The sequence below is a fragment of the Glycomyces niveus genome, assembly GCF_017592475.1.
In the GTDB taxonomy this organism is placed as follows: domain Bacteria; phylum Actinomycetota; class Actinomycetes; order Mycobacteriales; family Micromonosporaceae; genus Glycomyces; species Glycomyces niveus.
Genome location: NZ_JAGFNP010000011.1, coordinates 177,795 through 203,370 on the forward strand (window position 1 = coordinate 177,795; position 25,576 = coordinate 203,370).

The window sequence follows — 25,576 nt, forward strand, 5'->3', positions numbered from 1 at the left end:
GTAGGCAGGATTTGGTCTGAATGTCCAGGCGAGAGGGTCCACCGGAATCGATCGAGAATCGTGACATTCTCACGTTCACTTATGTCGATGGTTGGAATAAGCTGGCGCCAACCCCTTGTTGGTTATCGGTCACTCAGGTGTCTACCTGTGCGATCGACTCGAGTGAAGAAGGTTGGACAGTGACGTCTAAGCGATTCATCGGAGCCCTCGTCGCCGTTGCGGCGGTGACGGTTCCGGCATCGGCGGCGATCGCCGCCCCGGCCGACGGGCCGCTGCTCTGGTACCAGTTCGACGAGACGAGCGGGAGTGTCGTCGCCGACGCCTCCGGCCACGGCCACGACGGCGTCCTCGTCGGTGGCACTTGGAACGACGGCCTCGATCTCGACGGCGTCGACGACTACGTCGACATGCCCGACAACCTCCTGGCCGGCCTCGACGCGGTCACCGTGACCGCCGAGGTGTACATCGAGCCCGAGCAGGCCAGCCCGTACTTCATCTACGGCCTCGGCAACTCCAGCGGCGACTGGGGCGACGGCTACCTCTTCACCACCGGCAACGGCTACCGGACCTCGATCTCCACCTGCCACTGGGCCTGCGAGCAGAACGCCTCGACCGGCCAGAACCTCGCGCGCGGCACCTGGAACCACCTGGCCTACACCCTCGCCGGCGGCACCGCCGTCCTCTACCTCAACGGCCAGGAAGTGGCCCGCAACGAGGGGGTCACCATCAAGCCCGGCGACATCGGCGCCGGCGTGACCACCGCCAACTACCTCGGCCGCTCCCTGTACAGCGGCGACCGCTACCTCAACGGCAAGTTCGCCGACTTCCGGATCTATGACGGCGCGCTGACCGGCGCCGAGATCGGTGCGCAGGCCGCCCACATCAGCGCCGAGAAGGCCGCCCAGGACGCCGACGCGATCGACCTCGGCGACACGAGTGCCGTCACCGCCGATCTCGACCTGCCGTCCCGTGGTGCGAACGGCTCCCAGATCACCTGGGCCTCAAGTGATCCCGAGGTCATAGGCACTGACGGGACGGTCACGCGTCCGGCCATGGACGCCGACGACGCGTCCGTCAACCTCACGGCAACCGTTATCCTCGGCTCCGTGCAAGAACAACGCGACTTCACGGCGACCGTGCTCGCCGAATACGACGACGAGGAAGCGGTCGCCCTCGACGCCGCCGCCATCGCCATCCCCAACCTCGACGACGTCCGCTCGGCGATCCACCTGCCCGCCGCAGGCGCCAACGGCTCCCAGATCACCTGGAAGTCCGACAACCGCGCCGTCATCGCCAACGACGGCCTCGTGCACCGCGCCGAGCCCGGCGGCGAGACCTACACCGTCAAGCTCAAGGCCACGGTCAAGCGCGGCAAGGAGACCGAGAAGCTCACCTTCATCGCGACCGTCCCGCCGCTGCCCGCCGAAGCCGACTACACCGGCTACTTCTTCACCTACTTCACCGGCGAGGGCACCCCCACCGGCGAGCAGGTCTACGGCGCGCTCAGCGACGGCAACGACCCGCTCAGCTTCACGGAACTGAACGACGCGCAGCCCATCCTCACCTCCGACCAGGGCGAGCAGGGCGTCCGCGACCCGTTCCTCATCCGCTCGCCCGAAGGCGACCGGTTCTTCCTCATCGCCACCGACCTCAAGATCAACGGCAACGGCGACTGGAACCGGGCCCAGCGGCACGGCAGCCTCTCCATCATGGTGTGGGAGAGCGACGACCTCGTGAACTGGAGCGAAGGCCGCCTCGTCGAGGTCTCGCCCGAGAACGCCGGCGCGACCTGGGCGCCCGAGGCCTACTGGGACCCCGAGCAGAACGCGTACGTCGTCTACTGGGCGTCGCCGCTGTTCACCACCGAGGACCACTCCGAGGGCTTCTACCACCGCATGATGTACGCGACGACCCGTGACTTCGTCAACTTCTCCGAAGCGCATGTCTGGGTCGACCAGGGCTACTCCACGATCGACTCGACCATGATCGAGGACGACGGCGTCTACTACCGCTTCACCAAGGACGAGCGCTCGAACTCGGCCTCGACCCCGTGCGGCAAGTTCATCCTCGCCGAGACCGCCTCCTCGCTCGCCGCCGACGCGGAATGGCAGTTCCTCGCCGACTGCATCGGCTCGGGCGCCATCGGCGCCGGCGAAGGCCCGCTGGTCTTCAAGTCCAACACCGAGGACAAGTGGTACCTCTTCATCGACGAGTTCGGCGGACGCGGCTACGTCCCGTTCGAGACCACCGATCTCGCCTCCGGTGAATGGACCCCGGTCGCCGAGTACGACCTGCCGTCCAGTCCGCGCCACGGCACCGTGCTTCCGATCACTGCCGCCGAGTACGAACGGCTGCAAAAGGCCTGGTAACGATTCAGTCAGGGGCGGCTTCCAGACCAGCGGGTGTGGAGGCCGTCCCTTAAGCTCTGAACCGGAACTCAGATCCCCCCGATACTCAGGAGCACCCATGTCTTCCCGTACCGCGACCCGCCTCGTCGGCGCGTTCGCCATCCCCGCCGTCGCACTCGGCCTCTCCGCCTGCGGCAGCGAAGAGAAGCCCTCAGAAGGCGCGACCACCGCAGCCGAAGAGAACGCGGCCGCCGCGCTCAGCCCCGGTGAGGCCATCCTCGCCTCCGTCGAGAACCTGAACGCCTCCTCCTACCAGATGGAGGCCTCGATGACCGTCGACGGCACCGAGTTCATGGTCATGACCGGCGCCTACGAAGGCGAGAGCTCCAAGGCCAGCGCCGACATCTTCATGAGCGCCATGATCGAGGCCTCCGGCGAGGAGGTCCCGCCGGAGATGGAGGCGATGTTCGGCGACATGCACACCGAGACCGTCGTCGTCGACGACGTCATGTACATGCAGCTCTCCGGCGGCATGTTCGACGCCATGGCCGAGAGCTACGGCGAGGACGCCTGGTTCACCATGGACCTCACCTCCGAGGACGCGATCGCCGAGGCCTACGCCCAGTACGGCGGCATGGACCTCGCGCAGCAGACCGAGCTCATCCTCACCGGCCTCACCGACGTGAAGGAGACCGGCGACGGCGTCTACACCGGCACGCTCAGCGCCGACTCCGAGGCGCTGGCGGGCCTGAGCGGCGCCGGCCTCGGCGCCGGTTCGGACGCGGGCTCCGACGCGGCCGCGATGATCGAGGGCACCGAGGTGACCGTGACGCTCGACGGCGACGGCCTGCTCAAGTCCATGACCATGGCGATGCCCGAGATCGAGGGCATGACCATGGAGATGACCAGCGAGATCACCGAGATCGGCGGGACCTACGACATCAAGGCCCCCGAGTCGACCAACCTGCACGACTTCGAGGAGTTCACCTCCGCCATGGGCGGCGGCATGTAACCTCCGCGAGCTGAACGGCCGCCGCACCGGACCCGGTGCGGCGGCCGTTTCGTTCTCGTACGCGGTGAACCTCCCGGTTCGGACGCTGATCTGCGGAGTGCTCATGCCCATGCCTTACGCTGATCGCGATATGGACGCTCCAGGTTTGTTCGACAGCACCCCGCCCGAACCGCAGGCTTCGGGGATTCTGGGCACCGGCTCGGCCTCGGGGGACGAGCCGTTGGCGGTGCGGATGCGCCCGCGCGTGCTCGACGAGCTCGTGGGGCAGGACCACCTGCTCGGCCCCGGTTCGCCGCTGCGCCAGGTGGTGGAAGGCCGTCAGCCGATGTCGGTGATCCTGTGGGGTCCGCCCGGGACGGGCAAGACCACGATCGCCCACCTTGTGGCGCAAGGCGAGCGGCGCTTCCGGGCGATGTCGGCGCTGAACTCCGGGGTGAAGGACGTGCGCGCCGCGATCGACGAGGCCCGCCGCGTCCGCCGCACGGGCGGCCCGCAGACGATCCTGTTCATCGACGAGGTGCACCGCTTCACCAAGACGCAGCAGGACTCGCTGCTCGGCGCGGTCGAGGACCGCACGATCACGCTCCTGGCCGCGACCACCGAGAACCCCTACTTCTCAGTGGTCGCCCCGCTCGTGAGCCGCTGCGTGCTCCTCTCTCTGCGTGAGCTTGACTCGACCGACATCGGCGAGCTCGTGGACCGCGCCGTCGAGGACGAGCGGGGCCTGAACCGCACGGTCACCCTGGACAAGGAGGCCCGCGACCACCTGGTGCGCACGGCCGCCGGCGACGCCCGCAAAGCGTTGACCGCCTTGGAAGCCGCGGCTTTGACCGTGGCGGGTGAGGGCGGCACCGAGATCACGGTCGCCGTGGTGGAGGCCGCGATCGACACGGCGGCGGTCCGCTACGACCGCGACGGGGACGGCCACTACGACGTCGCGAGCGCGTTCATCAAGAGCCTCCGCGGCTCGGATGTGGACGCCGCGATGCACTATCTCGCGCGGATGATCGTGGCGGGGGAGGACCCGCGGTTCATCGCCCGCCGCCTGGTCGTCTTCGCGTCCGAGGACGTGGGCATGGCCGATCCGACCGCGCTGCTGACCGCAACGGCCGCCGCGACCGCAGTGGAGCGGATCGGCCTGCCGGAGGCCCGGATCAACCTCGCGCAGGCGGTCGCGCACCTCGCGACCGCGCCGAAGTCGAACGCGGTCATCACCGCGATCGACGAGGCGATGCGCGATGTGCGCCAAGGGAAGATCGGCCCGGTCCCGGTGGACCTGCGCGACGCCCACTACGGCGGTGCGAGCAACCTGGGCCACGGCAAGGGGTACGTCTACCCGCACGCCGATCCGCGCGGTGTGGTCCCGCAGCGGTACGCGCCCGACGTGGTGGCCGGGCGGGACTACTACCGGCCGACGCGGCACGGCCGCGAGGCCGAGATCGGCGAGCGCCTGGAGAAGTTGCGCCGGATCGTGCGCAGGCCGGCCGATGGTTGAACCGCCGCGCCGCCCCGGGCGCGCGTCGGAACGCATCGCGGCGGACCTGGAGCGGTCGGGGGCGCGCATCGAGCGGCTGCGCATGACCGTGGCGGTGATCGCGGTCCTCGCGGTGCTCCTGGTCGCGGCCGTGCTGTGGCTGGGCCGGGCGTTCTCGGTCGATCCGACGCGCCGGGCGGTGGACGAGCTCGCGGTGCCGGGCTGGGCCGCGGTGAGCGTGCACGACGAGACGTACGGCTCCCGCTGGTGCCTGGGGGAGTGCCGGGTGCGGATGCGCACGTGGACTTCTGAAGGCACAGTGGACGACACGGCGAACGAGTACTGGCAGGCGGTCCTCAACGCGGGCTGGACCCCCGCCGATCCCGAGCAGTGCGTCGGCGGCCTCGGCGAGGAGGGCTGCTACGTGCGCGACGAGCTGTACCTGGAGCTGTGGGTCGTCCCGGTCGACTGCGGCGACCGCTACGAGCTGTGCGTCGGCGCCGAGGTCACGGCCGTCATCGCGCAGCAGGCGGCCCTGCCGCGCCTCGCCGCCGAACACAGTGCCGATTTACGGCTAGCAAGCTCGCCGCGGGCGCGGCGAGTCGGCGGGCTGAATCTCCCTCGCGGACTGGACTGTGGACCGACGTGCCCCGTTGCGCCGGATGTCCGGTCCCGCAAGGTAAGGTCGACACCGCGTTGCTCTTGTGCGAGAGCCCCCGGTTCGTCCGCGCCGCGCCGCCCCCGTCTCGGCGGGGCCGCTGGCCGCGCGAGGGGGGTCTCAGCGCCGATTGACGGTTCGCAAGCAGCCTCGGCGAAGCCTGCGAGCCGCGAGAGCGACGGGACCACACACTTCATCGCCGGTGTCGGACACCGGGGAATCGCGACAGGGGGAGACCGTGCCTGAGGAGACCTTGGCGGCAGGATGGACCGGGAGTGTCTGGGAGCTGGGGGTCCTGCTCGCGGGGCTCGGCTTCTTCCTCCTGTGCGTGATGCTCGCCTTCCGCCTCATCAACAAGGCCACCGCGACCCTCAACCGCGTCAACAAGACGCTCGACAAGGTCGACCACGAGATCGGCCCGATCCTGCGGAACGTCAACACCACGCTCGACAACGTCAACGGCAACCTCACGCAGGTCGAGGGCGAGCTGGAGAAGGTCGGCGCGATCACCGGGAACGCCGCGCACATCTCCTCCAACGTCGCCAACATCACCAGCCTGGTCGTCTCGGCCGTCGGCTCGCCGCTGATCAAGGCCGCCGCGTTCGGGTTCGGCCTGCGCACCGCCGTGAAGAAGCGCAACCAGGAGGTCGACGAGCAGCAGGTGCGCCGCATGGTCGAGGCCTCCCGCCAGTCCAAGCGCGAGGCCAAGCGGGCCGCGAAGTCCCGCCGGAAGTCCGCCGAATAGCCGCCGCGCGAATAATCAGGTTGAGGAGTCACCGTGTTGAAACGGATGATCTGGGTAGGCATCGGCATCGCGGTCGGCGTGATCGTGGTCCGCAAGGTCACGAAGGCGGCGGAGTCGGTCACTCCCGGCGGGGTCGCCGAGCGGGTGAGCGGCGCCGGTGCTGAAATGAAGGAATCGTTCAAAGCGTTCTGGGCGGACGTGTCGGAGGCGAAGCAGGCCAAAGAGGCCGAGCTCTTCGACGCGATCGAGCGCGGCGAGGACATCCAGCCGCTGCTCAACGACGACGAGAACGACCCGGCCGCGCCCGGCCGCCTGTACTAGACCCTTGAAGGAGGTGCCCCATGGAGACCGCTGAAATCCAACGCCGGTTTCTGAAGTTCTTCGAGTCCAACGGCCACACGGTGGTCCCCAGCGCACCGCTGCCCGCCTTCGAGGACCCGAACCTGCTGTTCGTGCCCGCGGGCATGGTCCCGTTCGTGCCCTACTTCCTGGGCCAGGCGACCCCCGAATGGAACCGCGCCACGTCGGTGCAGAAGTGCATCCGCACGCCCGACATCGACGAGGTCGGCAAGACCTCCCGCCACGGCACGTTCTTCCAGATGAACGGCAACTTCTCCTTCGGGGACTACTTCAAGGAGCAGGCGATCCGCTTCGCCTGGGACCTCACCACCGGCTCGCTCGAGTCAGGCGGCCTCGGCCTCGACGGCGACCGCATCTGGGCCACGGTCTACCTCGACGACGACGAGGCGATCGACATCTGGCACAAGCAGATCGGGCTCCCGCTCGACCGTATCGTGCGCCGCGGCCAGGCCGACAACATGTGGTCGATGGGCATCCCCGGCCCCTGCGGCCCCTGCTCCGAGCTGTACTACGACCGCGGCCCCGACTACGGGCCCGAGGGCGGCCCGGAGGTCGACGAGGACCGGTACCTCGAGTTCTGGAACCTCGTGTTCATGCAGAACCTTCGCGGCGGCGGCCCCGCCAAGGAGGGCTACGAGGTCACCGGCGACCTGCCGAAGAAGAACATCGACACCGGCATGGGCATGGAGCGCATGGCCGCGCTCCTCCAGGGCGTCGACAACATGTACGAGACCGACCAGGTCCGGCCGATCATCGACAAGGCCTCGGAGCTGACGGGCAAGCGCTACGGCGTCTCGACCTCACACACCGCCTCCGAGTCCCACCCGGACGACATCCGCTTCCGCGTCATCGGCGACCACGTGCGCTCCTCGCTGATGCTCATCGGCGACGGCGTCGTGCCCTCCAACGAGGGCCGCGGCTACGTGCTGCGCCGCCTCATGCGCCGCGCGATCCGCGCCGTGCGCCTCCTCGGCTACGACAAGCCCGCCATGCCCGAGCTGCTGCCGGTCGCCATGGAGCGCATGTCCGCCGCGTACCCGGAGCTCCGCACCGACTTCGAGCGGATCTCCTCCTACGCGTACGGCGAGGAAGAGGCGTTCCTCAAGACCCTCAAGCACGGCACCACGATCCTCGACACCGCCGTCACCGAGACCAAGTCCGAAGGCGGCAAGACCCTCTCCGGCTCCAAGGCGTTCGAGCTGCACGACACGTACGGCTTCCCGATCGACCTGACCCTGGAGATGGCCGAGGAGCAGGGCCTCTCGGTCGACCAGGAGGGCTTCCGCCAGCTCATGACCGAGCAGCGCCAGCGCGCGAAGGCGGACGCGGCGGCCCGCAAGACCGGCCACGCGGACCTGTCCGCGTACTGGCAGCTCCTCCAGGAGCAGGGCCCCACCGACTGGAAGGCCTACGAGACCCTCGACACCGAGTCGCGCGTGATCGGCGTCCTCAAGGACGGCCAGCCGATCCCGCTCGCGAAGGCCGGGGACATCGTGGAGGTCGTCCTCGACCGGACCCCGTTCTACGCCGAGTCCGGCGGCCAGCACGCCGACGCCGGCAAGCTCGTCGGCCCGAGCCTGTTCGCCGAGGTGCTCGACGTGCAGCGCCCGGTCAAGAAGCTCGTGGTCCACAAGGTCCGCGTCCTCGAAGGCGAGCTCGTGCTCGACGACAAGGTCGAGGCCTCGGTCGACCCCGAGTGGCGCCTCGGCGCCCGCCAGGCGCACTCGGGCACGCACGTGGTCCACGCGGCCCTGCGCGAGGTGCTCGGCCCGACCGCGCTCCAGTCCGGCTCGTTCAACCGCCCCGGCTACCTGCGGCTCGACTTCTCGTGGCGCGCGAAGCTCTCGGACGAGACCAAGAGCGAGATCGAAGAGGTCTCCAACCGCGCGGTCCGCGACGACCTGCCGGTCGCCGTCCAGTACATGACGCTCCCGGAGGCCAAGGACTTCGGTGCGGTCGCCCTGTTCGGCGAGACCTACGACGAGACCGTGCGCGTCGTCGAGATCGGCGGCCCCTGGTCGCGCGAGCTCTGCGGCGGCACGCACGTGTCCCGCTCGGCCCAGATCGGCCCGCTCGTCCTCACCGGCGAGTCCTCGGTCGGCTCCGGCCAGCGCCGCGTCGAGGCCGCCACCGGCATGGAGGCCTACAAGTACCTGGCCCGCGAACGCGACCTCGTCACGCAGATCGCCGAGGAGATCGGCGCCCAGCGCGGCGACGTGCTCGAGCGGGTGCGCGCGATCCTCCAGCGCACCAAGGACGCCGAGCGCGAGCTCGCGAACCTGCAGGCGAAGGCCGTCTCCGGCCGCGCCGCCGAGTTCGCGGCCGCCGCGAAGCAGGTCGGGGCCGTCAAGGTCGCGGCCGTGCAGGCGCCCGAGGGCACCAAGGGCGGCGACGTCCGCAACCTCGCGATGCAGATCCGCGGGCACCTGCCCGAGGACCAGCCCGGCGTCGCCGCGGTCGTCGCGACCGCCGGCGGCAAGGCCAGCATCGTCGTCGCGGCCAACAAGGCCGCGCAGGCGCAGCATGTCTCCGCGCAGGCGCTCGTGAAGGCCGCGCTGTCCGGCAAGGGCGGCGGCAACGACGAGGTCGCCCAGGGCGGCGGCGTCCCGGCCGATCAGGCCGCGCAGCTGCTCGCCGCCGTCACCGGCGCGATCACCGCCTAGATGGACGCAGCGTCCGGCCCCGAGCCCGCACGCTCTTCAAAGGGAGAGTGGGTGCGGGGCCGGCGTCTAGGCGTAGATCTGGGCAAGGCGCGCGTCGGGATCGCCGTGTGCGACCCGGACGGACTCCTCGCCACTCCAGTCGCGACAGTTCGTCGTGACCTCAAAACCGCTGGTGAGGACATTCCGAGCGATATCCGGGAAATCGCCGAAACGGCCCGCGAGTACGAGGTTGTCGAAATCGTCGTCGGCCTACCCGTTACTCTTTCGGGTGAGGAGGGGCCGGCCGCCGCCCACACCCGAGCCTGGGTGCAGCGGTTCGCCGAGCACGTCTCACCCGTACCGGTGACCCTGACCGATGAGCGCATGACCACCGCCGTCGCGACACGCAAGATGAACGAAGGCGGCGTGCGCGGCAGGCGGAAGCGCTCCATCGTCGACCAGGCGGCCGCGGTGGAGATCCTCCAGCAATGGTTGGACCAGCGGCGGAGGTAGAGAACAGGATGCTCGGCGATTTCCGGACCGAGGACGAGCGGACGGATGCTCCCAGGAGCCACCGCCGCAAGGACTCCGGCAAGTCCCTGATCGCGATGACCCTGGTCGTGGCCCTGTTCGCCATCATCGGCGTGGGCGGTTGGTGGGCGTACAACAACGTCATCAAGGACTACTTCATCGCCGACGACTTCTCCGGTGACGGCAACGGCACCGAGGTCACCGTGACCGTCGAGGAGGGCTGGTTCGTCTCCGACATCGCCAACCACCTCGAAGAGGTAGGCGTCGTCGCCTCCGCGAAGGCGTTCGTGAACGCCTCCGAGGACAACGACAACGCCGGCACCTCCATCCAGCCGGGCACCTACCTCATGGAGGAGGAGATGTCCGCCGCCTCCGCCCTCGACCACTTGACGAAACCCGAGAACCGGATCGTCAACGGCTTCACCGTCGTGGAGGGCAAGACCTCCTTCGAGATCTACGCCGAGCTCTCTGAGAAGTACGGCATCCCCGTCGAGGAGTTCGAAGAGGTCGCGAAGGACCCGGTGGCGCTCGGCGTCCCCGAGTACTGGTTCGAGAACTTCAAGACCGATCAGATCGTCTCCATCGAGGGCTTCCTGTTCCCCTCGACCTACGAGTTCGACGAGGGCGCGACCGCCACTGACATGCTCAAGGCCATGGTCGCCAAGTTCAACGCCGTCGTCGATGAGATCGACTTCAAGGAGAGCGCCGAAGCGCTCGACCTGGAACCGTGGATGGCCCTCCAGGTCGCCTCCATCATCCAGTCCGAATCCGGCACGCCCGAGGACGACGCGAAGATCGCCCAGGTCATGTACAACCGCCTCTACGCCGACGGCGCCGTCGACGAACTCGGCTGCAACTGCCTCGGCAGCGAGGCCATCTGGAACTACGGCCGCGAGTTCGACGGCCTCGAGCCGATCCCGTCCGCGGACATGACCGGGGACGAGATGTGGGACGAGAACAACCGCTGGGCCGCCAGCGTCCAGGAGGGCTACTTCCCGACCCCGATCGCCAGCCCCAGCCAGGCCGCGCTCGAAGGCGCCGTCAACCCCGAGGACGGCACCTGGCTGTACTTCGTGACCGCCTACAAGGACGGCCGCGCGATCTTCTCCAACACCTACACCGAGCACCAGGACGCGACCGAGATCGCCCGCGAAAACGGGATGGCCTGATGCGCGCGGCCGTCCTCGGCAAGCCCATCGAGCACTCGCTGTCCCCGGTCATCCACAACGCCGGGTACGTCGCGGCCGGGCTGCACGACTGGACCTACACTCGGCACGAATGCGACGAGCCCGCGCTCGCCCGCTTCGTCGACTCGCTCGACGAGACCTGGGCCGGTCTCTCGCTCACCATGCCGCTCAAGGAGATCGCGCTCACCGTCGCCGACGATGCCACGCCGGTCGCCGAGGCGATCGGCGCGGCCAACACGCTCGTGCTGCGCGGCGGGCGCCGCCTCGCCGACAACACGGACGCGCCCGGGATCGTGGACGCGCTGGCCGAGGTCGGGCTGACCGCGGCCGAAGAGGTCGCGATCCTCGGGGCCGGCGGTTCCGCGCGCGCCGCGCTGGCGGCCGCGCAGTCCTTGGGCGCCACCGCCGTCCAGGTCTACGCCCGCCGGCGGGAGGCGATCGCCGAGCTCGAACCGGTCGCCTCGGCGCTCGGGCTGCGGCTCGAGGCCCGCGGCTGGGAACAGGCGGCCGAGGTCGGCGGTGCCGACCTGGTCATCGCGACCGTGCCGAAGGGCGTCACGGACGGCATCCGTCCCATCTGGAAGCCCGGCGCGGTCCTGTTCGACATCCTCTACGACCCGTGGCCGACGGCGCTCGCCGCCGACGCCGAGAAGCAGGGCGTGCAGGTCCTCGACGGGCTCGCATTGCTACTCGCGCAAGCGGTGCGGCAGTGGACCCAGTTCACCGGTGTGGACGAGGCGCCGGTCACGGCGATGCGCGAGGCGCTGTACGGAGCGGTACCGTCGAGAAAGCACGCATGACCCGCATCCCCCGGAGCTGAATCGAGGCGGCATGGAGCACACCTTCATCTACGACGGCGACTGCGCGTTCTGCTCCCAGTCCGCCCGGTTCCTGGAGCGGCGCGTCCGCACCGCCGCGAAGGTCACCCCGTGGCAGTGGGCCGACCTCGAATCGCTCGGGGTCACCCAGGAAGAGGCCGAGGCGGCCGTCATCTGGGTCGAGCCGGGCCTCAAGCAGGCCGGACCGGACGCGATCGCGGTGCTGCTGCGCCGCGCCCAGTGGTACTGGAAGCCGGCCGGCTGGGCGCTCTCGCTCAAGCCCGTCTCGTGGCTCACGTGGCCGCTCTACCGGCTCATCTCCCGCAACCGCCACAAGCTGCCCGGCGGCACCGCCGCATGCTCGCTGCCGCAGGCCGAGCGGGACCGCCTCGCCGGAGCCTGATGCCTTGGCGGGGACCGATACTCGGTATGGCATACTCGCCCGGTGCCGAAAGACGTCGCCGAGCCACCGCTGACGCGCCGAGGGAAGCTCGCGCGGATCGCGGCGACCCTCGCGATGGTCCTCGCCCTCATGGCGACCTCGCTGTGGGGCGCCGACGACTTCTTCCCGTTCGCGCCGTTCAAGATGTACTCGCATGCGCACGACCCCGACGGCTGGGCGAACAGCACGAGCCTGATCCTCACCGACGCGACCGGCCGCAGCTTCCCGATCGGCGACAACGACACCGGGTTCCGCCGCGCCGAACTCGAGGGCCAGCTGAGCCGCTTCCGCGAGGACCCGACGCTCCTGGCGCTCGTCGCCGAGGCCTATGAGGACGCCCACCCGGACAGTCCCGAGATCGTCGCGGCCGAAGTGCGGATCGTCAGCTACGAGCTGCGCGACGGCGAGCGCACCGGCGCCGAGACCGTCGAGATCGCCGCCGCCTGGACCGAAGGGGACGCGCCGTGACCGGCTATGTGAACGGCTTCTTCTTCACGCCCGTGGCCCTCGGCCGGGTCGCCGCCATGCGGTTCCTCGCCGGGCTGTTCGTGTGGATCGAGTGGTGGGCGTACAAGCCGTTCATCATCCAGCACCGGTTCCTGCCCGAGGACCTGTACCAGCCGCTGCTCATCGGCCGCGTTCTGCCGATCCCCGCCCCGAACTACTGGATCGTCACCGGCACCCTCGTCGTGATGCTGGCGGCCGCGCTGCCGGTGATGTTCGGCTACCGCGCGCGCCTGTTCGGGTGGATCCTGTTCATCGCGTACTTCGAGTGGATGCTCATCTACAACTCGTACGGCAAGGTCGACCACGCGAGCTTCGGCTTCATGGTGCTCCTGCTCGTGCTGTGCACGATGCCCGAGGCCCGCTGGGGCGACCGCGAGCACGTCTCCGAGCGCGTCGGATGGGGCTTCAACCTGGTGCAGATCGCCGTCGTGTGCACCTACTTCCTCTCGACCTGGTCGAAGTTCCGCTACGGCGGCTGGGAATGGGCGAACTCGGGGGTGTTCACGTGGGCGATCATCCGGCGCGGCACCGTCTTCTCCGACTGGCTGCTCGACTTCCCGCAGCTCCTCACCGTCGCCCAGTGGGGCATGATCGCGTTCGAACTGCTCACGCCGCTCGTGCTCTTCATCTACCCGTGGAAGCGGCTGCAGTACGGGATCGTCGCGTTCTTCTACGCGTTCCACGTGGCGATCTTCGCCGCGCTCACGATCAGCTTCCTCCCGCACCTGTTCGCCATGGCCTGCTTCCTGCCCCTGGAGCGGGTCGATCCGAAGGACCTCGCCCGCCGCGCCCGCGCGAAGCTCAAGGGCCGCAAGCGGACTCCGGACGGGCGGAACCCCAGTGGGAGCGATCCGGAGCTGACCGCGACCGGCTGACGCGGCGCCGCCCCCAGTGGTACACCCGTGCCATACTCTTGCCGTGGATACTCAGTACGCGAAGGTCCGCCCCGCCGGGCGGGCCCTGCGGATCACGATCTCGATGGTCGTGCTCGCCCTCGTCACCGCCACCACCTTCTGGGGCGGGGACGACTTCTTCCCCTTCGCGCCCTTCAAGATGTACTCGTTCTCGAAGGAGCTCGACGGCTGGGCCGGCTCGACCCGCGTCGAGGCCGTCAACGAGGAGGGCGAGCGGTTCAGCCTCACCGAGGCCGCCACCGGCTTCCGCCGCGCCGAGGTCGAAGGTCAGAAGAGCCGCTTCATCGAGGACCCCTCGCTGCTCGAGTATCTCGCGCAGGCGTATGAGAACACCAACCCCGACAAGCCAGAGATCGTCACCGTCGAGATCATCGAACGCCAGTACCGGCTCGAGGACGGCCACCAGACCGGCGAGGTCGTCGAGGTCGTCGAGGCCACGTACACCCGCGAAGGGGCCGACGCATGACGCCCCTCCCTTTGGCGCAGAAAGCCACCGGCTGGTTCTTCCAGCCCGTCGCGCTCGGCCGCGTCGCCGCGATGCGCTTCCTCGCGGGAGCGTTCATCTGGGTCGACTGGTGGTGGTACATGCCGTGGATCATCGGCCACCGCCACGTCCCCGGCGAGCTCTACCAGCCGCTGTTCATCGCCCGAGTGCTGCCGGTCTTCCCGGTCCCCAACTTTGAGATCGTCGTCGGCACCCTCGTCGTGCTCCTCGCGGCCTCCGTCCCGATGATGTTCAACAAGGCCCCGCGCCTGTTCGGCTGGATCGTCGCGATCGCCTACTTCGAGTGGATGATCATCGCGATGTCCTACGGGAAGGTCGACCACGGCAAGTTCGGCTTCCTCATCCTCCTGTTCCTGCTGCCCACCATGCCGAAGGCCCGCTGGGGCGACCGCCGCAACCTCTCCGAGCACGTGGGCTGGGGCTTCAACCTCGTCCAGATCGGCGTGGTCTGCACGTACTTCTTCGCGGCCTGGGCCAAAATCCGCTACGGCGGCTGGGAATGGGTCAACTCCGCGACCATGACGTGGGCGATCCTGCGGCGCGGCACCGAGTACTCGAACTGGCTCCTCGAGTACCCCGGGCTGCTGCGCCTCTCCCAATGGGGCATGGTCGGATTCGAACTGCTCAGCCCCGTCGTGATGTTCGTGGCCGCCAAACGCCTCAAATACGGCATCGTGGCGTTCTTCTACTGCTTCCACCTCACGGTGTTCCTCGCCGTCGAGATCAGCTTCCTGCCCCATATGGTCGCCATGGCCTGCTTCCTCCCGCTCGAGCGGATCAATCCGCGTGAGCTGATTCGCAATGCGCCCCGGCTGCCCGGCCTGATCCGCCGGAAACTCAAGGCCCGCAAGGCGGTACCGGCGCAAACGCGGCCCGGCGAGGCCGCGCGGGAGGCCGAGCCGGCGTCCTGAGAGGCGGAAAACGAGTGGCCCGCTCCCACCGGATTTTCCTACGGTGGGGGCATGCCGATTCTCGAAGCCCGAGCCCTCACCAAGACCTTCCGCAGACCTGACAAGGCCTCGGGGTTCAAAGGCGCCGTCAAGCACCTGATGCAGCGCAAGTACAAGAACTACACCGCGGTCGACGGCATCGACCTCTCCATCGAACCGGGCGAGTCGGTGGCCTATGTGGGCCCGAACGGCGCGGGCAAGTCCACCACGGTCAAGCTCCTCACCGGCATCCTGCGCCCCTCCGAGGGCACCGTTCGGGTGATGGGCCGCGACCCGCACACCGAGCGCATCGCCAACGCCCATGACATCGGCGTCCTCTTCGGCCAGCGCACGCAGCTGTGGTGGGACCTGCCCGTCGAGGAGTCCCTGAAGCTCCTCAAGCACATGTACGGCGTCTCGGACGCCGACTACAAGGCCCGCATCGAGAAGTTCGACGAGCTGCTCGACCTCGGCGAGTTCATGCCCGCGCTCGCCCGCACCCTCTCGCTCGGCCAGCGCATGCGCGCCGACCTGGCGTGCGCGCTCATCCACGACCCGAAGATGGTCTACCTCGACGAGCCGACCATCGGCCTCGACATCTCCGTGAAGGACCGCCTGCGCGCGTTCCTGCGCGAGCTCGTGAACGACGGGACCACGCTCCTGCTGACCAGCCACGACCTGGCCGACATCGAGGAGGTGTGCGAGCGGATCGTCGTGATCGACAAGGGCGCCATCGCCTACGACGGCTCGATCGAGCGGCTCAAGGCCCACTACATCACCACCAAGGCTGTGAACCTCTACCTCGAGGGCGCCGCGAACGTGCCCGAGCTGGCCGAGAAGTTCCCGGACTACGAGTGGACCGCCGGCGAGGCGCCCTCCGAGGTCACCGTGACGTACGAGTCGAGCCGCTTCACCACCGCGGAAGTACTCGGCTCCCTGACCGCCCAGCTCGCCCCGAGGGACCTGTCCCTCTCCGAGCCGAGCATCGAGGACGTCATCCGCCGCCTGTACGCGGGAGAGCTCACCAAGTGACGCACAGTCTCACGGTGGACCGCGCGCTCGTGGTCATCTCGTTCAAGCGAAGACTCGCGTACAAGTCGCACTGGTTCTTCGGCCTCGCCATCGGCGGCGGCTCCATGCTCATCGCGATGGTCATGTGGCAGAACCTCATCGGCTCCGGCACCCTCTCGGGGTACGACTGGGACTCGATGCGGGCCTACACGATCATCGGGTTCGTGGCCGCGACCATGGTCTTCGGCGCCGCCGACTGGGTCATGGCCGACCGCATCCTGGACGGGCACATCGCGGTCGACTTGACCAAGCCGGTCGACTTCCAGCGCGCCCGCGCCGCGGAGTACATCGGGTCGATGCTCTCGACGTTCCCGACCGCGGTCATGGGCGTTGTCGCCGCCTGGCTGCTCTTCGAGCCGCCAGGCCCGGCGTCGCCGCTCGCCGGGCTGCTCACGCTCGTGAGCTTCGCGCTGATGTTCCCGCTGGCGTTCGGGCTGACGTACCTCTCGACCCTGGTGTGCTTCTGGACGAAGCGCTACATGGGCATCATGTGGCTGCGCGAGGCGCTGCTGAGCTTCTTCTCGGGGCTCATGATCCCGCTGGCGTTCATGCCCGGCTGGCTCCAGGCCGTCGCCTGGGCGCTGCCGTTCCCGCACTTCACGACTACGCCTTCCGCGATCTACCTGGGCCGCGTCGACACCTTGGGCGCCCTGGGCCTCCTCGCGGCCGAGGCCGCCTGGGCCGTGGGCCTGTGGGCGCTCGGCTGGCTGGTCTTCCGCACCGCGGTGAAGAAAGTGACGGTCCACGGTGGCTGACCTGATGACGCTCAAGCGCGGCGTGCCCGCGCGGCACGCGCTCGCCGTCTACTGGCGCACCTGGTTCGCGCAGATCCGCTCGATCGTCGAGTACCCGGCGGACCTGTGGGTGATGGCCTCGGCGGGAGCGGTCTGGAACATCCTCCAGTTCGCGTTCCTGGCGGTGCTCTTCGCGAACGTGCCCGACGTGGCCGGGTGGGGCTACCACGAGATGCTGATGCTCTCGGGGCTCCTCAGCGTCGCGGGCGGCTGCAACGCGCTGTTCTGGGACGGCGCGTGGAGCACAGGCTCGATGGTCATCAAGGGCGACATCGACTACCGCATCACCCGGCCCGCGCCCGTCATCATCCAGGTCGGCAGCTCGCACATCGGGATGCAGTCGATCGGCGAGGTGGTCTTCGGGGCCGCGATGCTCGTCTACGGCTGGATCGGGGCCGGGATCGGCCTCGCCGCGGTGCCGATCGGTGTGCTGGCCGTCGTGTGCGCCGGGATCATCCAGTCGGCGCTGGTGACGGCGTTGTGCGCGGTGAACTTCTGGATCAAGGGGCAGGCGTCGATCTTCGCGTTCCTGCTGATCGAGTTGCAGGGCAACGCGATGAAGATGCCGCTGGGGATCTTCCCGAGCGGCGTGCGGCTCGTGGCCATGTTCCTGGTGCCGGTGGCGTTCGTCAACTTCGTGCCGGTGTCGGTCGTGACCGGGCACATGCCCGCGTGGTGGCTCGCCGGCGTCCCGGCGGCCGTGCTCGGCTCGGTGCTGCTGGCCGTGGGCGTGTACCGGCTCGGCCTGCGCGCCTACGACTCCGCGGGGCACTGACGTGGCTAGCGTCGACATCGCGTTGGCGACGATCGCGTTCAAGCGCAAGATCGCGTACAAGACGACCTGGCTGTTCTCGGTCCTGTTCGGCGGCTGGGCGCTGCTGGCGGGCCTCGCGGTGTGGAACCACCTGCTCGGCGACGGCGAGCTCGGCGGCTACGACTGGCAGGCGATGAAGGCGTACCTGGTCATCGGCTTCCTCACGGGGACGCTGGCGTGGGCGGGCGCGGAGTGGGACATGGCGAACCGCATCCTCGACGGCCTCGTCGCCATCGACCTGACCAAGCCGGTGGACTTCCAGCGGGCGAGGGCCGCCGAGTACATCGGCGGGATGGTGGCCTCCGTCCCGGCGGCGGTCCTCGGCACGGCCATCGCGGTCCTGGTGTTCCGGCCCGCGGGCCCGGCGTCGCCGCTCGCGGCCGCGCTGACGGTCTTCAGCCTGCTGTTCATCTTCCCGCTGGCGTTCGGCATCAGTTATCTGGCGATCCTGTGCTGCTTCGTGACCCAGCGGTTCCTCGGGATCCAGTGGGCCAAGGACAGCATGGTGGCGTTCTTCTCGGGGATGATGATCCCGATCGCGCTCATGCCCGGCTGGCTCCAGGGCCTCTCGTGGGCGATGCCGTTCGTCCACTTCACCACCACGCCCGCCTCGATCTACCTGGGCCGCGTCGACACCGCGGGCGCCCTCGGCCTCATCGCCGCCGAAGCGGCCTGGGCCGTCGGCCTGCTCGTGGCCGCCCGGCTCATCTGGCGGCAGCTCGTCAAGAAGGTGACCGTCCATGGCGGCTAGCGCCCACCCTGCCCTGCACGCCGCGGGCGTCTACCGCCGCTCGATCGGCGCCTACCTGCGCTCCATCGCGGAGTACCCGGCCGACTTCTGGGTCATGGCCCTCTCCGGGACCACCTGGCAGCTCATGCTGTTCTCGTTCCTGAGCATCCTGTTCGCGAACGTCAAGGCCATCGCGGGGTGGAACTACCACGAGATGCTGCTGCTGGCCGGGTTCCTCGCCGTCTCGTGGGGCTCGACCGCCCTGTTCTGGGACGGCATCTGGGACACCGGGAAGCTCATCGTCGAAGGCGACATGGACTACCGGCTCACCAGGCCCGCGCCGGTCCTGATCCAGGTCGGCTCTAAGCACGTGGGCATGCAGGTCTTCGGCGACGTGACCCTGGGCCTGGTGATGATGACCGTCGGCTGGATCGGGGCGGGCATCAGCGCCGCCGCGGTCCCGTTGGCGCTCTTCCTGCTGCTGTGCGCGGCCGTCATCCAGGCCGCGCTGCTGACGATCGCGAACGCGGTGAACTTCTGGGTCAAGGGCCGCACCCCCGTGGCCGCGTTCATGCTCGCCGAGCTCCAGAACGAGGCGATGCGCTTCCCGCTCACGATCTTCCCGGCGGCGGTCCGCCTCGTCTTCACCTTCGGCCTCCCGCTGGCCTTCGCCAGTTTCATCCCGGCCCAGATCCTCACCGGCAAACTCGATCCGATCTGGCTCGCCGCCCCGCCCCTCGCGGCCGCCGCCACCGTCCTCCTCGCGGTACTGGTCTTCCGGGCCGGCGTCAAGGCTTACGACTCCGCCGGCCACTGACCGCGTCGACGCGAGCATCGTCGTTGCGCTGCTCACCGGTAACAAGGAGACCGACGCGATCGCCGCCCACCTCAATCGCGACCCGGACGCGATGGCCCCGGCGCATCTCGATGCGGAGGTGCTGTCGGCGCTCCGCGGCCGACTGCTCGGGAATCATCTGACCATGGGGGACTTGCGGACCGCGGCGGCCCGCCTCGCGGCGGCGCCGATTCGGCGGGTCCCGCTGGAGCACCCCCGGCTGCTGCTGGAGGCCGTGCGCTGGTTCCACAATCTGTCGGCGCACGACGCCTGCTACGCCGCGCTCGCCAAGGAGTTCGACGCGACGCTGCTGACCGGGGACAAGGGCCTGGCCGACACCGCTATCCGCGCCCAGATCGCCTGCATCCACGTCGACTGCTCGAACTTAGCCAGGGCTCCCGGCCCGGCGGGAGCCGGTGTGGCGGACGCGTTTCGGAAATGGCTTTGACTGGCAATGCCTTGCCGGGCAAGCTGTCCTCTCGCCCTCCTCCTCTGCCTCCGGGACTGATGCCGTTGACCTCCGCACCCCTGCCAGCGCGCCCCAGCGCGTTCTCCGTCGACCTCGCGCTGGCCACGGTGGCCTTGAAGCGCCGCCTCGCCTACCGCATGAACTGGATCTTCGGCGTCGTGCTCGGCGGCGGGGAGCTGCTGGTGTCCCTCACGCTGTGGGGGACCATCCTGGCCGAGCAGGGGTCGGTCGCGGGGTACGACTGGGACGCGATGCGCACGTACTACGTGATCGCCTTCGTCACGGCCACCTTCGTGTTCAGCGGCTCCGACACCGCGCAGCGCATCCTCGACGGGAGCGTCGCGATCGACCTGCTCAAACCCGTCGACTTCCAGCGCGCGCGGGCCGCCGAGTTCTACGGCGGCCTCGCCGGCTCCCTGCCGACCATGGTCGTCGGGCTGGTCATCGCCCTGGTCTTCTTCACGCCCCTGCCGCCGGCCTCGTTCGCCGCCGGGCTGCTCACGCTCGCCAGCGTCGCCCTGATCGCGCCCATCGCCTTCAGCGTCGTCTACCTGTCCACGATGCTGTGCTTCTGGACCCGCAGCTACCACGGCATCATGTGGGCGCGGCAGACCGTCGTGGCGTTCTTCTCGGGGGCGATGGTGCCCTTGGCGATCATGCCCGCGCCCCTCCAGGCCCTCGCCTGGTGCCTGCCGTTCGTCCACTTCACGACCACCCCGTCCCAGATCTACCTGGGCCGGGTCGACACGCTGGGCGCGCTCGGGCTCATCGCGGCCCAGGCCGCGTGGGTGGTCGCGCTCTGGCTCCTCGGGCGCTGGCTGTGGAGCCGCGCGGTCCGCGCCGTCACGATCCACGGAGGCTGAACATGCGGCACACGGCATCGGTCTACGCGCGCCTCATCGCGGCGCAGTTCCGCTCGATCACGGAGTACCCGGCCGACTTCTGGACGATGGTCACGGTCGCGCTGATCCAGCAGGCTGCGCAGATCGCCTTCATCGCGGTCATCTTCGCGCAGGTCACCACCCTCGACGGCTGGGGCTTCCCGCAGATGCTCCTGCTCATCGGCTTCATGGTCCTGACCGACTCGGTGACCGAGGTCGGCTGGGACGGGATGTGGAAGCTCGGCCGCATGATCGTCGACGGGGGCATGGACTACGCGATCGTCCGCCCGGCCCCGGTGATGATGCAGATCGGCTCGAGCGCCATCGGGATGCAGTCGGCCGCCAACATGACCACCGGCGCGACGATGATCGCCATCGGCTGGGGCGGTGCGGGCATCCCGCTGTCGATGCTCCCCGCCGCGGCGCTGCTCCTCCTGTGCGCCGTGGTCGTGCAGCTGACGGTCATCACGATCATGAACTGCGCCAACTTCTGGCTCAAGGGCCCCAGCCCGGTCTTCGCCTGGCTGACCGCCCAGACCCAGGAGACCGCCACGCGGTTCCCGCTGACCATCTACCCCAAGGCGGTGCGCACCCTGCTCACCTGGGTCGTGCCCCTGGCCTTCGTCAACTACATCCCGGTGCGCATCCTCACCGGCGACCTGCCGCTCTGGTGGCTGGCGGTGCCGCCCGCGGTCGCCCTCGTGTGCTTCGCGGCGGCCGTCCTGGTCGCGAAGGCGGGCCTCACCCGCTACGAATCCGCAGGCCACTGATGTGGCTGGGCTCACGCGAAAAAACCAGTTGCGCGGCTTCGCGGGCCTCCGTTAGACTCGCAGCTGTTGCCCGAGGCGTGTCGCCTTGGGGCTCTTGAGGATTGGAGGTGTTACTGATGGCTGTCGTTGTTCGCGCCCATGCCTTGAAACTCAGTTCACCTCCCGTCGGCTCGCGCTGATTCCGCAGCGAGCGACGGATCTTCCTCCAGGAGCTCGCCACCTTGGCACGCAAGTCTGACTTTTCCGAATCCTTCCAATCCACCAAGCGCGGTCGCCGCACCTCCAAGAACAGCCAGCTCTTCTCGGCCGAGGAACACGCCCGGTTCGAGGAGATGCGCACCCAGTTCGACGAGATGCCGCAGGACGACGGCCCGCCCACCGGCGACCGGTGGTCGATCTGGTGGGACTCCGAGCCGCTGCAGCGCGGCCCCGAGCCCCGCCCCGAGTGGGTCATCACCGACCACGGGGCCGTCGACTACGAACTCGGCGTCCTCAAGACCGGCAAGGAAGCCGACGTCTTCCTCATCGAACGCGCCGTCCCCGGCACCGACCGGGCCGTGATCATGGCGTCGAAGCGCTACCGCAGCGCCGAGCACACCCAGTTCAACCGGGCCGGCGACTACACGGCCGGGCGCGGCGCGAAGCGCTCGCGCGACGCCCGCGCCATGGCCAAGCGCACCACCTTCGGCCTCGAGCAGGCCGCGGGCCGGTGGGCCGCCGCGGAGTTCGACGCGCTCAAGCGCATGTACAACGCCGGCGTGCCGGTGCCGTACCCGGTCCAGATCCTCGGCCGCGAAGTCCTCATGGAGTTCATCGGCGACGGCCGCGCCGCCGCGCCCCGCCTGGCCGAGACCAAGCCCGACGAGGTCGAACTCGAGAGCCTGTGGGAGCAGGCCGGCGAGGCGCTGCGGCGCATGACCGAGCTCGGCTTCGCCCACGGCGACCTCTCGCCGTACAACACCGTCGTCCACGACGGGCGGCTCATCGTGCTTGACCTGCCGCAGGTCGTCGACCTGTACGCGAACCCGCTCGGCTTCGACTTCCTCACCAGGGACGTCGAGAACCTGGGCTCGTGGTTCACCGCCCGCGGCATCGCCCGCGACGAGGTCGAAGACCTCCAGGCGGAGCTGAAGGCCTTGGCGGCCATGCCGTAGGCACGGGAGTGTCGGGGGCGGGTCATATCCTTGTGGTGTGGCAGTTGATTACCGTCCCGCCCCCGGCACCATCCCGACCGCGCCGGGCGTCTACCGCTTCCGGGACCGCGACCGGCGCGTCATCTACGTCGGCAAGGCCAAGAACCTCCGCAACCGGCTGAACTCGTACTTCGCCGACGAGACGCGGCTGCACGAGCGCACCCGCCGCATGGTCAACACCGCCCGCAGCGTCGAGTGGACCGTCGTCAACACCGAGGTCGAGGCCCTCCAGCTCGAATGGACCTGGATCAAGGAGTACGACCCCAGGTTCAACGTCATGTTCAAGGACGACAAGTCCTACCCCTGGCTCGCCGTCACCGTGGGGGAGGAGTTCCCGCGCGCCACCGTCATGCGCGGGAACCGCCGCAAAGGCGTGCGCTACTTCGGGCCCTTCGGCTCCGCGTGGGCGATCCGCCAGACCCTCGACCTCCTCACCAGGGTCTTCCCGATCCGCACCTGCTCCGACACGGAGTTCAAGCGCTGCAACCGGATCGGCCGCCCCAACCTCCTCGCCGACATCGGCAAGTGCTCCGCCCCGTGCGTCGGCCGCATCTCCGCCGAGGACTACCGCGAACTCGTGAACGGCTTCTGCGCCTTCATGTCCGGCGACCACGCCCCCGTCCGCCGCCGCCTCATCAACGAGATGCAGGAGGCCTCCGAAGCGCTCGAGTTCGAGCGGGCCGCCCGCCTCCGCGACGACCTCGCCGCCCTCGACAAGGTCCTCGAGCAGCAGGTCGTCGTCCTCGCCGAAGACGTCGACTGCGACGTCATGGCCGTCGCCGACGACGAGCTGCAGGCCGCCGTCCAGGTCTTCCACGTCCGGGGCGGCCGCATCCGCGGCCAGCGCGGCTGGGTCATCGACAAGCCCGAACCGGTCGACCTCGCCGGCATCGTCGAGAGCTTCTGCCTCCAGTTCTACGGCGAGCAGAACGAGGTCGTGCCCCGCGAAGTGCTCGTCCCGGCCCTCCCCGACGACGCCCCGGCCCTCGCCGAGCTGCTGTCCGAGCGCCGCGGCGCGAAGGTCGACCTGCGCATCCCCCGCCGCGGCGACAAGCGCGCGCTGGCCGAGACCGTCGAGAAGAACGCGATCGAGAACCTGCAGCGCCACAAGCTCAAGCGCGCCGGGGACCTGACGGCCCGCTCCAAGGCCCTCGAAGAGCTCGCCGACGCCCTCGACCTTCCCGAGGCGCCGCTGCGGATCGAATGCTACGACGTCTCGCAGTCCCAAGGGGAGGACGTCGTCGCGTCGATGGTCGTCTTCGAGGACGGCCTGCCGCGCAAGAGCGAGTACCGCCGCTTCGTCATCAAAGGCGAGCGCAAGGACGACCTCGCCAGCCTCCAGGAGACCCTGCGCCGGCGCCTCTCCAAACTCGCCGACCAGCCGGCCGGCTCCCCGACCGAGGAGGACGACGAGCCCAAGCGCGGCTTCCACTACCCGCCGCAGCTGCTCGTCGTCGACGGCGGCCAGCCGCAGGTCGCCGCCGCCGAGGCCGTCTTCGCCGAGCTCGGCATCGACACGATCAACCTCGCCGGGCTCGCCAAGCGCCTCGAGGAGATCTGGCTCCCCGGCGAGGCCTACCCGGTGATCCTCTCGCGCACCTCCGAGGCCCTGTACCTCATGCAGCGCGTCCGCGACGAGGCCCACCGCTTCGCGATCTCCCTGCACCGCACCAGGAGGCGCAAGGGGCTCATCACCTCGGCCCTCGACGGCGTGCCCGGCCTCGGCGAGTCGAAGCGCAAGGCCCTCCTCAAGCAGTTCGGCTCCGTCAAGCGCATCCGCGAGGCCGAATTGTCCGATCTGGAGGCGGTTCCGGGCATCGGTCCGAAACTGGCCGAGGCCTTGCAGACACATCTGCGTAATCCCGATGACAACGGGGCTTGAGAAGCGCTGGGTAGTAATACGCTTGTCAGCTCGACAAGCACGTCGAAGCCGTGTCACCACGGCGGCAGGAACGAACTCGGGGATACTGGACTTATGGGTGTGGCAGCAGTGCAAGAGGGCGGGACCGACCGCAGCGAACTGGACCTCGTGATCGTCACCGGGATCTCCGGCGGCGGCCGCTCGACCGTGGCCCGCGCACTGGAGAACGTCGGCTACTACGTCATCGACAACCTCCCCGAATCACTCGTCGGCCAGGCCGCCGAGCTGGCCGCGGCCGGGGGAGAAGAGGTGCGGCGCACCGCGATGGTCCTCGACGTGCGCTCGCGCGCGTTCATGACCGACCTCGTGGGCGTCATCGAAGACCTCCGCAAGGGCGGCTTCAAACCGCACCTGGTGTTCGTCGACGCCGACGACGACATCATCATCCGCCGCTTCGAGAAGGTCCGCCGCGCCCATCCGCTCCAGGGGGACGGCATGCTCGCCGACGGCATCGCCGCCGAGCGCCGCATCCTCGAGCCGGCCCGCGGCTCGGCCGACACCCTGTTCGACACCACGCACCTGAACGAGAACCAGCTGCGCTCGCGCGTCGAGGAGGCCTTCCTCGCCCCCTCCACCCCGGGACTCCAGTTCACCTGCATGTCATTCGGGTTCAAGTACGGCATCCCGCGGGATGCGGACTACGTCGCCGACGTAAGATTCCTTCCCAACCCGTACTGGGTTCCCACCCTGCGCGAGCACACCGGGACCGACCAGGACGTCGCCGACTACGTCCTCGGCCAGGACGGCGCCGAGGAGTTCGTCGCCGCCTACGCCTCCCTGCTGCTCGGCACCACGCAAGGGTTCGAACGGGAGGGCAAGCGCTACATGACGATCGCCATCGGCTGCACCGGCGGCAAGCACCGCTCCGTCGCCATCGCCGAATCGCTGGCGAAGCGCCTCAACGCCGCCGGGTTCCCCGCCAACACCCACCACCGCGACCGGGGCAACGAGTGACCGACGCGCCCGCGGGACCCGATCGAGCCGCCGCGCCCGCGGGTCCCCCGGACGCCCCCGTACCCCGCCGCC

General features: G+C 69.1%; 26 protein-coding genes. All 26 read left to right on the plus strand.

The features are described 5' to 3' along the window. The first annotated feature begins 179 nt into the window (after positions 1-179). The 26 genes from J5V16_RS18780 (at position 180) to rapZ (ending at position 25,504) form a co-directional block, all read left to right on the plus strand. Positions 180-2,369 (plus strand): immunoglobulin-like domain-containing protein, encoded by a 2,190-nt coding sequence (locus J5V16_RS18780; RefSeq protein ID WP_208498375.1) that lies wholly within the window; start codon positions 180-182, stop codon positions 2,367-2,369. A gap of 97 nt (positions 2,370-2,466) precedes the next feature. Beyond that, the gene (locus tag J5V16_RS18785) at positions 2,467-3,360 is read left to right on the plus strand and encodes a hypothetical protein (protein WP_208498376.1); all 894 of its coding nucleotides are present in this window, start codon (positions 2,467-2,469) and stop codon (positions 3,358-3,360) included. Between the two features lie 130 nt (positions 3,361-3,490). Further along, positions 3,491-4,855, plus strand: coding sequence for a replication-associated recombination protein A (locus J5V16_RS18790; RefSeq protein ID WP_208498378.1), 1,365 nt, complete (start codon positions 3,491-3,493; stop codon positions 4,853-4,855). Continuing rightward, positions 4,848-5,738, plus strand: a complete 891-nt coding sequence (locus J5V16_RS18795; RefSeq protein WP_208498380.1) for a hypothetical protein — start codon at positions 4,848-4,850, stop codon at positions 5,736-5,738. The genes J5V16_RS18790 and J5V16_RS18795 overlap by 8 nt, the downstream gene beginning before the upstream one ends. Next, the gene (locus tag J5V16_RS18800; protein ID WP_208498382.1) at positions 5,731-6,237 is read left to right on the plus strand and encodes a DUF948 domain-containing protein; all 507 of its coding nucleotides are present in this window, start codon (positions 5,731-5,733) and stop codon (positions 6,235-6,237) included. The genes J5V16_RS18795 and J5V16_RS18800 overlap by 8 nt, the downstream gene beginning before the upstream one ends. 33 nt (positions 6,238-6,270) lie before the next feature. Continuing rightward, entirely contained in the window at positions 6,271-6,558 is a 288-nt protein-coding gene (locus J5V16_RS18805; RefSeq protein ID WP_208498384.1) for a hypothetical protein, read from the plus strand. 20 nt (positions 6,559-6,578) lie between these two features. Next, complete coding sequence (gene alaS, locus J5V16_RS18810) at positions 6,579-9,260, plus strand: alanine--tRNA ligase (RefSeq protein ID WP_208498386.1); 2,682 nt, start codon at positions 6,579-6,581, stop codon at positions 9,258-9,260. Next, positions 9,261-9,752: a Holliday junction resolvase RuvX gene (gene ruvX, locus J5V16_RS18815; protein WP_208498388.1), complete on the plus strand. Its 492-nt coding sequence runs from the start codon at positions 9,261-9,263 to the stop codon at positions 9,750-9,752. Positions 9,753-9,760: 8 nt separating this feature from the next. After that, the gene (mltG, locus tag J5V16_RS18820; RefSeq protein WP_208498390.1) at positions 9,761-10,939 is read left to right on the plus strand and encodes an endolytic transglycosylase MltG; all 1,179 of its coding nucleotides are present in this window, start codon (positions 9,761-9,763) and stop codon (positions 10,937-10,939) included. Further along, a complete protein-coding gene (locus tag J5V16_RS18825; RefSeq protein WP_208498392.1) occupies positions 10,939-11,757 on the plus strand; it encodes a shikimate dehydrogenase in 819 nt (272 codons plus the stop codon). The genes mltG and J5V16_RS18825 overlap by 1 nt, the downstream gene beginning before the upstream one ends. Before the next feature lie 31 nt (positions 11,758-11,788). Then, positions 11,789-12,178: a thiol-disulfide oxidoreductase DCC family protein gene (locus tag J5V16_RS18830; RefSeq protein WP_208498394.1), complete on the plus strand. Its 390-nt coding sequence runs from the start codon at positions 11,789-11,791 to the stop codon at positions 12,176-12,178. 42 nt (positions 12,179-12,220) lie between these two features. Beyond that, positions 12,221-12,685 carry a hypothetical protein gene (locus J5V16_RS18835; protein WP_208498396.1) on the plus strand — a complete coding sequence of 155 codons (465 nt, stop codon included), beginning with the start codon at positions 12,221-12,223 and terminating at the stop codon, positions 12,683-12,685. Further along, positions 12,682-13,599, plus strand: coding sequence for a hypothetical protein (locus tag J5V16_RS18840; protein ID WP_208498397.1), 918 nt, complete (start codon positions 12,682-12,684; stop codon positions 13,597-13,599). The genes J5V16_RS18835 and J5V16_RS18840 overlap by 4 nt, the downstream gene beginning before the upstream one ends. 43 nt (positions 13,600-13,642) lie before the next feature. Further along, entirely contained in the window at positions 13,643-14,104 is a 462-nt protein-coding gene (locus J5V16_RS18845) for a hypothetical protein (RefSeq protein ID WP_208498399.1), read from the plus strand. Further along, complete coding sequence (locus J5V16_RS18850) at positions 14,101-15,054, plus strand: hypothetical protein (RefSeq protein WP_208498401.1); 954 nt, start codon at positions 14,101-14,103, stop codon at positions 15,052-15,054. The genes J5V16_RS18845 and J5V16_RS18850 overlap by 4 nt, the downstream gene beginning before the upstream one ends. Before the next feature lie 51 nt (positions 15,055-15,105). Continuing rightward, a complete protein-coding gene (locus J5V16_RS18855; RefSeq protein ID WP_208498407.1) occupies positions 15,106-16,104 on the plus strand; it encodes an ABC transporter ATP-binding protein in 999 nt (332 codons plus the stop codon). 14 nt (positions 16,105-16,118) lie between these two features. Continuing rightward, positions 16,119-16,898 (plus strand): ABC transporter permease, encoded by a 780-nt coding sequence (locus tag J5V16_RS18860; RefSeq protein WP_208498409.1) that lies wholly within the window; start codon positions 16,119-16,121, stop codon positions 16,896-16,898. Continuing rightward, positions 16,891-17,712, plus strand: a complete 822-nt coding sequence (locus J5V16_RS18865; RefSeq protein ID WP_208498410.1) for an ABC transporter permease — start codon at positions 16,891-16,893, stop codon at positions 17,710-17,712. The genes J5V16_RS18860 and J5V16_RS18865 overlap by 8 nt, the downstream gene beginning before the upstream one ends. Before the next feature lies 1 nt (position 17,713). Beyond that, positions 17,714-18,502, plus strand: coding sequence for an ABC transporter permease (locus J5V16_RS18870; protein WP_208498412.1), 789 nt, complete (start codon positions 17,714-17,716; stop codon positions 18,500-18,502). Further along, on the plus strand, positions 18,492-19,298 hold the full coding sequence (locus J5V16_RS18875) for an ABC transporter permease (RefSeq protein WP_208498414.1): 807 nt from the start codon (positions 18,492-18,494) through the stop codon (positions 19,296-19,298). The genes J5V16_RS18870 and J5V16_RS18875 overlap by 11 nt, the downstream gene beginning before the upstream one ends. Before the next feature lie 16 nt (positions 19,299-19,314). Next, entirely contained in the window at positions 19,315-19,764 is a 450-nt protein-coding gene (locus J5V16_RS18880; RefSeq protein WP_307793018.1) for a type II toxin-antitoxin system VapC family toxin, read from the plus strand. Between the two features lie 65 nt (positions 19,765-19,829). Then, complete coding sequence (locus J5V16_RS18885; RefSeq protein ID WP_208498416.1) at positions 19,830-20,648, plus strand: ABC transporter permease; 819 nt, start codon at positions 19,830-19,832, stop codon at positions 20,646-20,648. A gap of 2 nt (positions 20,649-20,650) precedes the next feature. Continuing rightward, positions 20,651-21,436 carry an ABC transporter permease gene (locus J5V16_RS18890; RefSeq protein ID WP_208498418.1) on the plus strand — a complete coding sequence of 262 codons (786 nt, stop codon included), beginning with the start codon at positions 20,651-20,653 and terminating at the stop codon, positions 21,434-21,436. Positions 21,437-21,657: 221 nt separating this feature from the next. Then, positions 21,658-22,590, plus strand: a complete 933-nt coding sequence (locus J5V16_RS18895; RefSeq protein ID WP_243901422.1) for a serine protein kinase RIO — start codon at positions 21,658-21,660, stop codon at positions 22,588-22,590. 37 nt (positions 22,591-22,627) lie between these two features. Beyond that, entirely contained in the window at positions 22,628-24,511 is a 1,884-nt protein-coding gene (gene uvrC, locus J5V16_RS18900; RefSeq protein WP_208498419.1) for an excinuclease ABC subunit UvrC, read from the plus strand. Positions 24,512-24,604: 93 nt separating this feature from the next. Continuing rightward, positions 24,605-25,504 (plus strand): RNase adapter RapZ, encoded by a 900-nt coding sequence (rapZ, locus tag J5V16_RS18905; protein WP_408612492.1) that lies wholly within the window; start codon positions 24,605-24,607, stop codon positions 25,502-25,504. Positions 25,505-25,576: the final 72 nt, after the last annotated feature.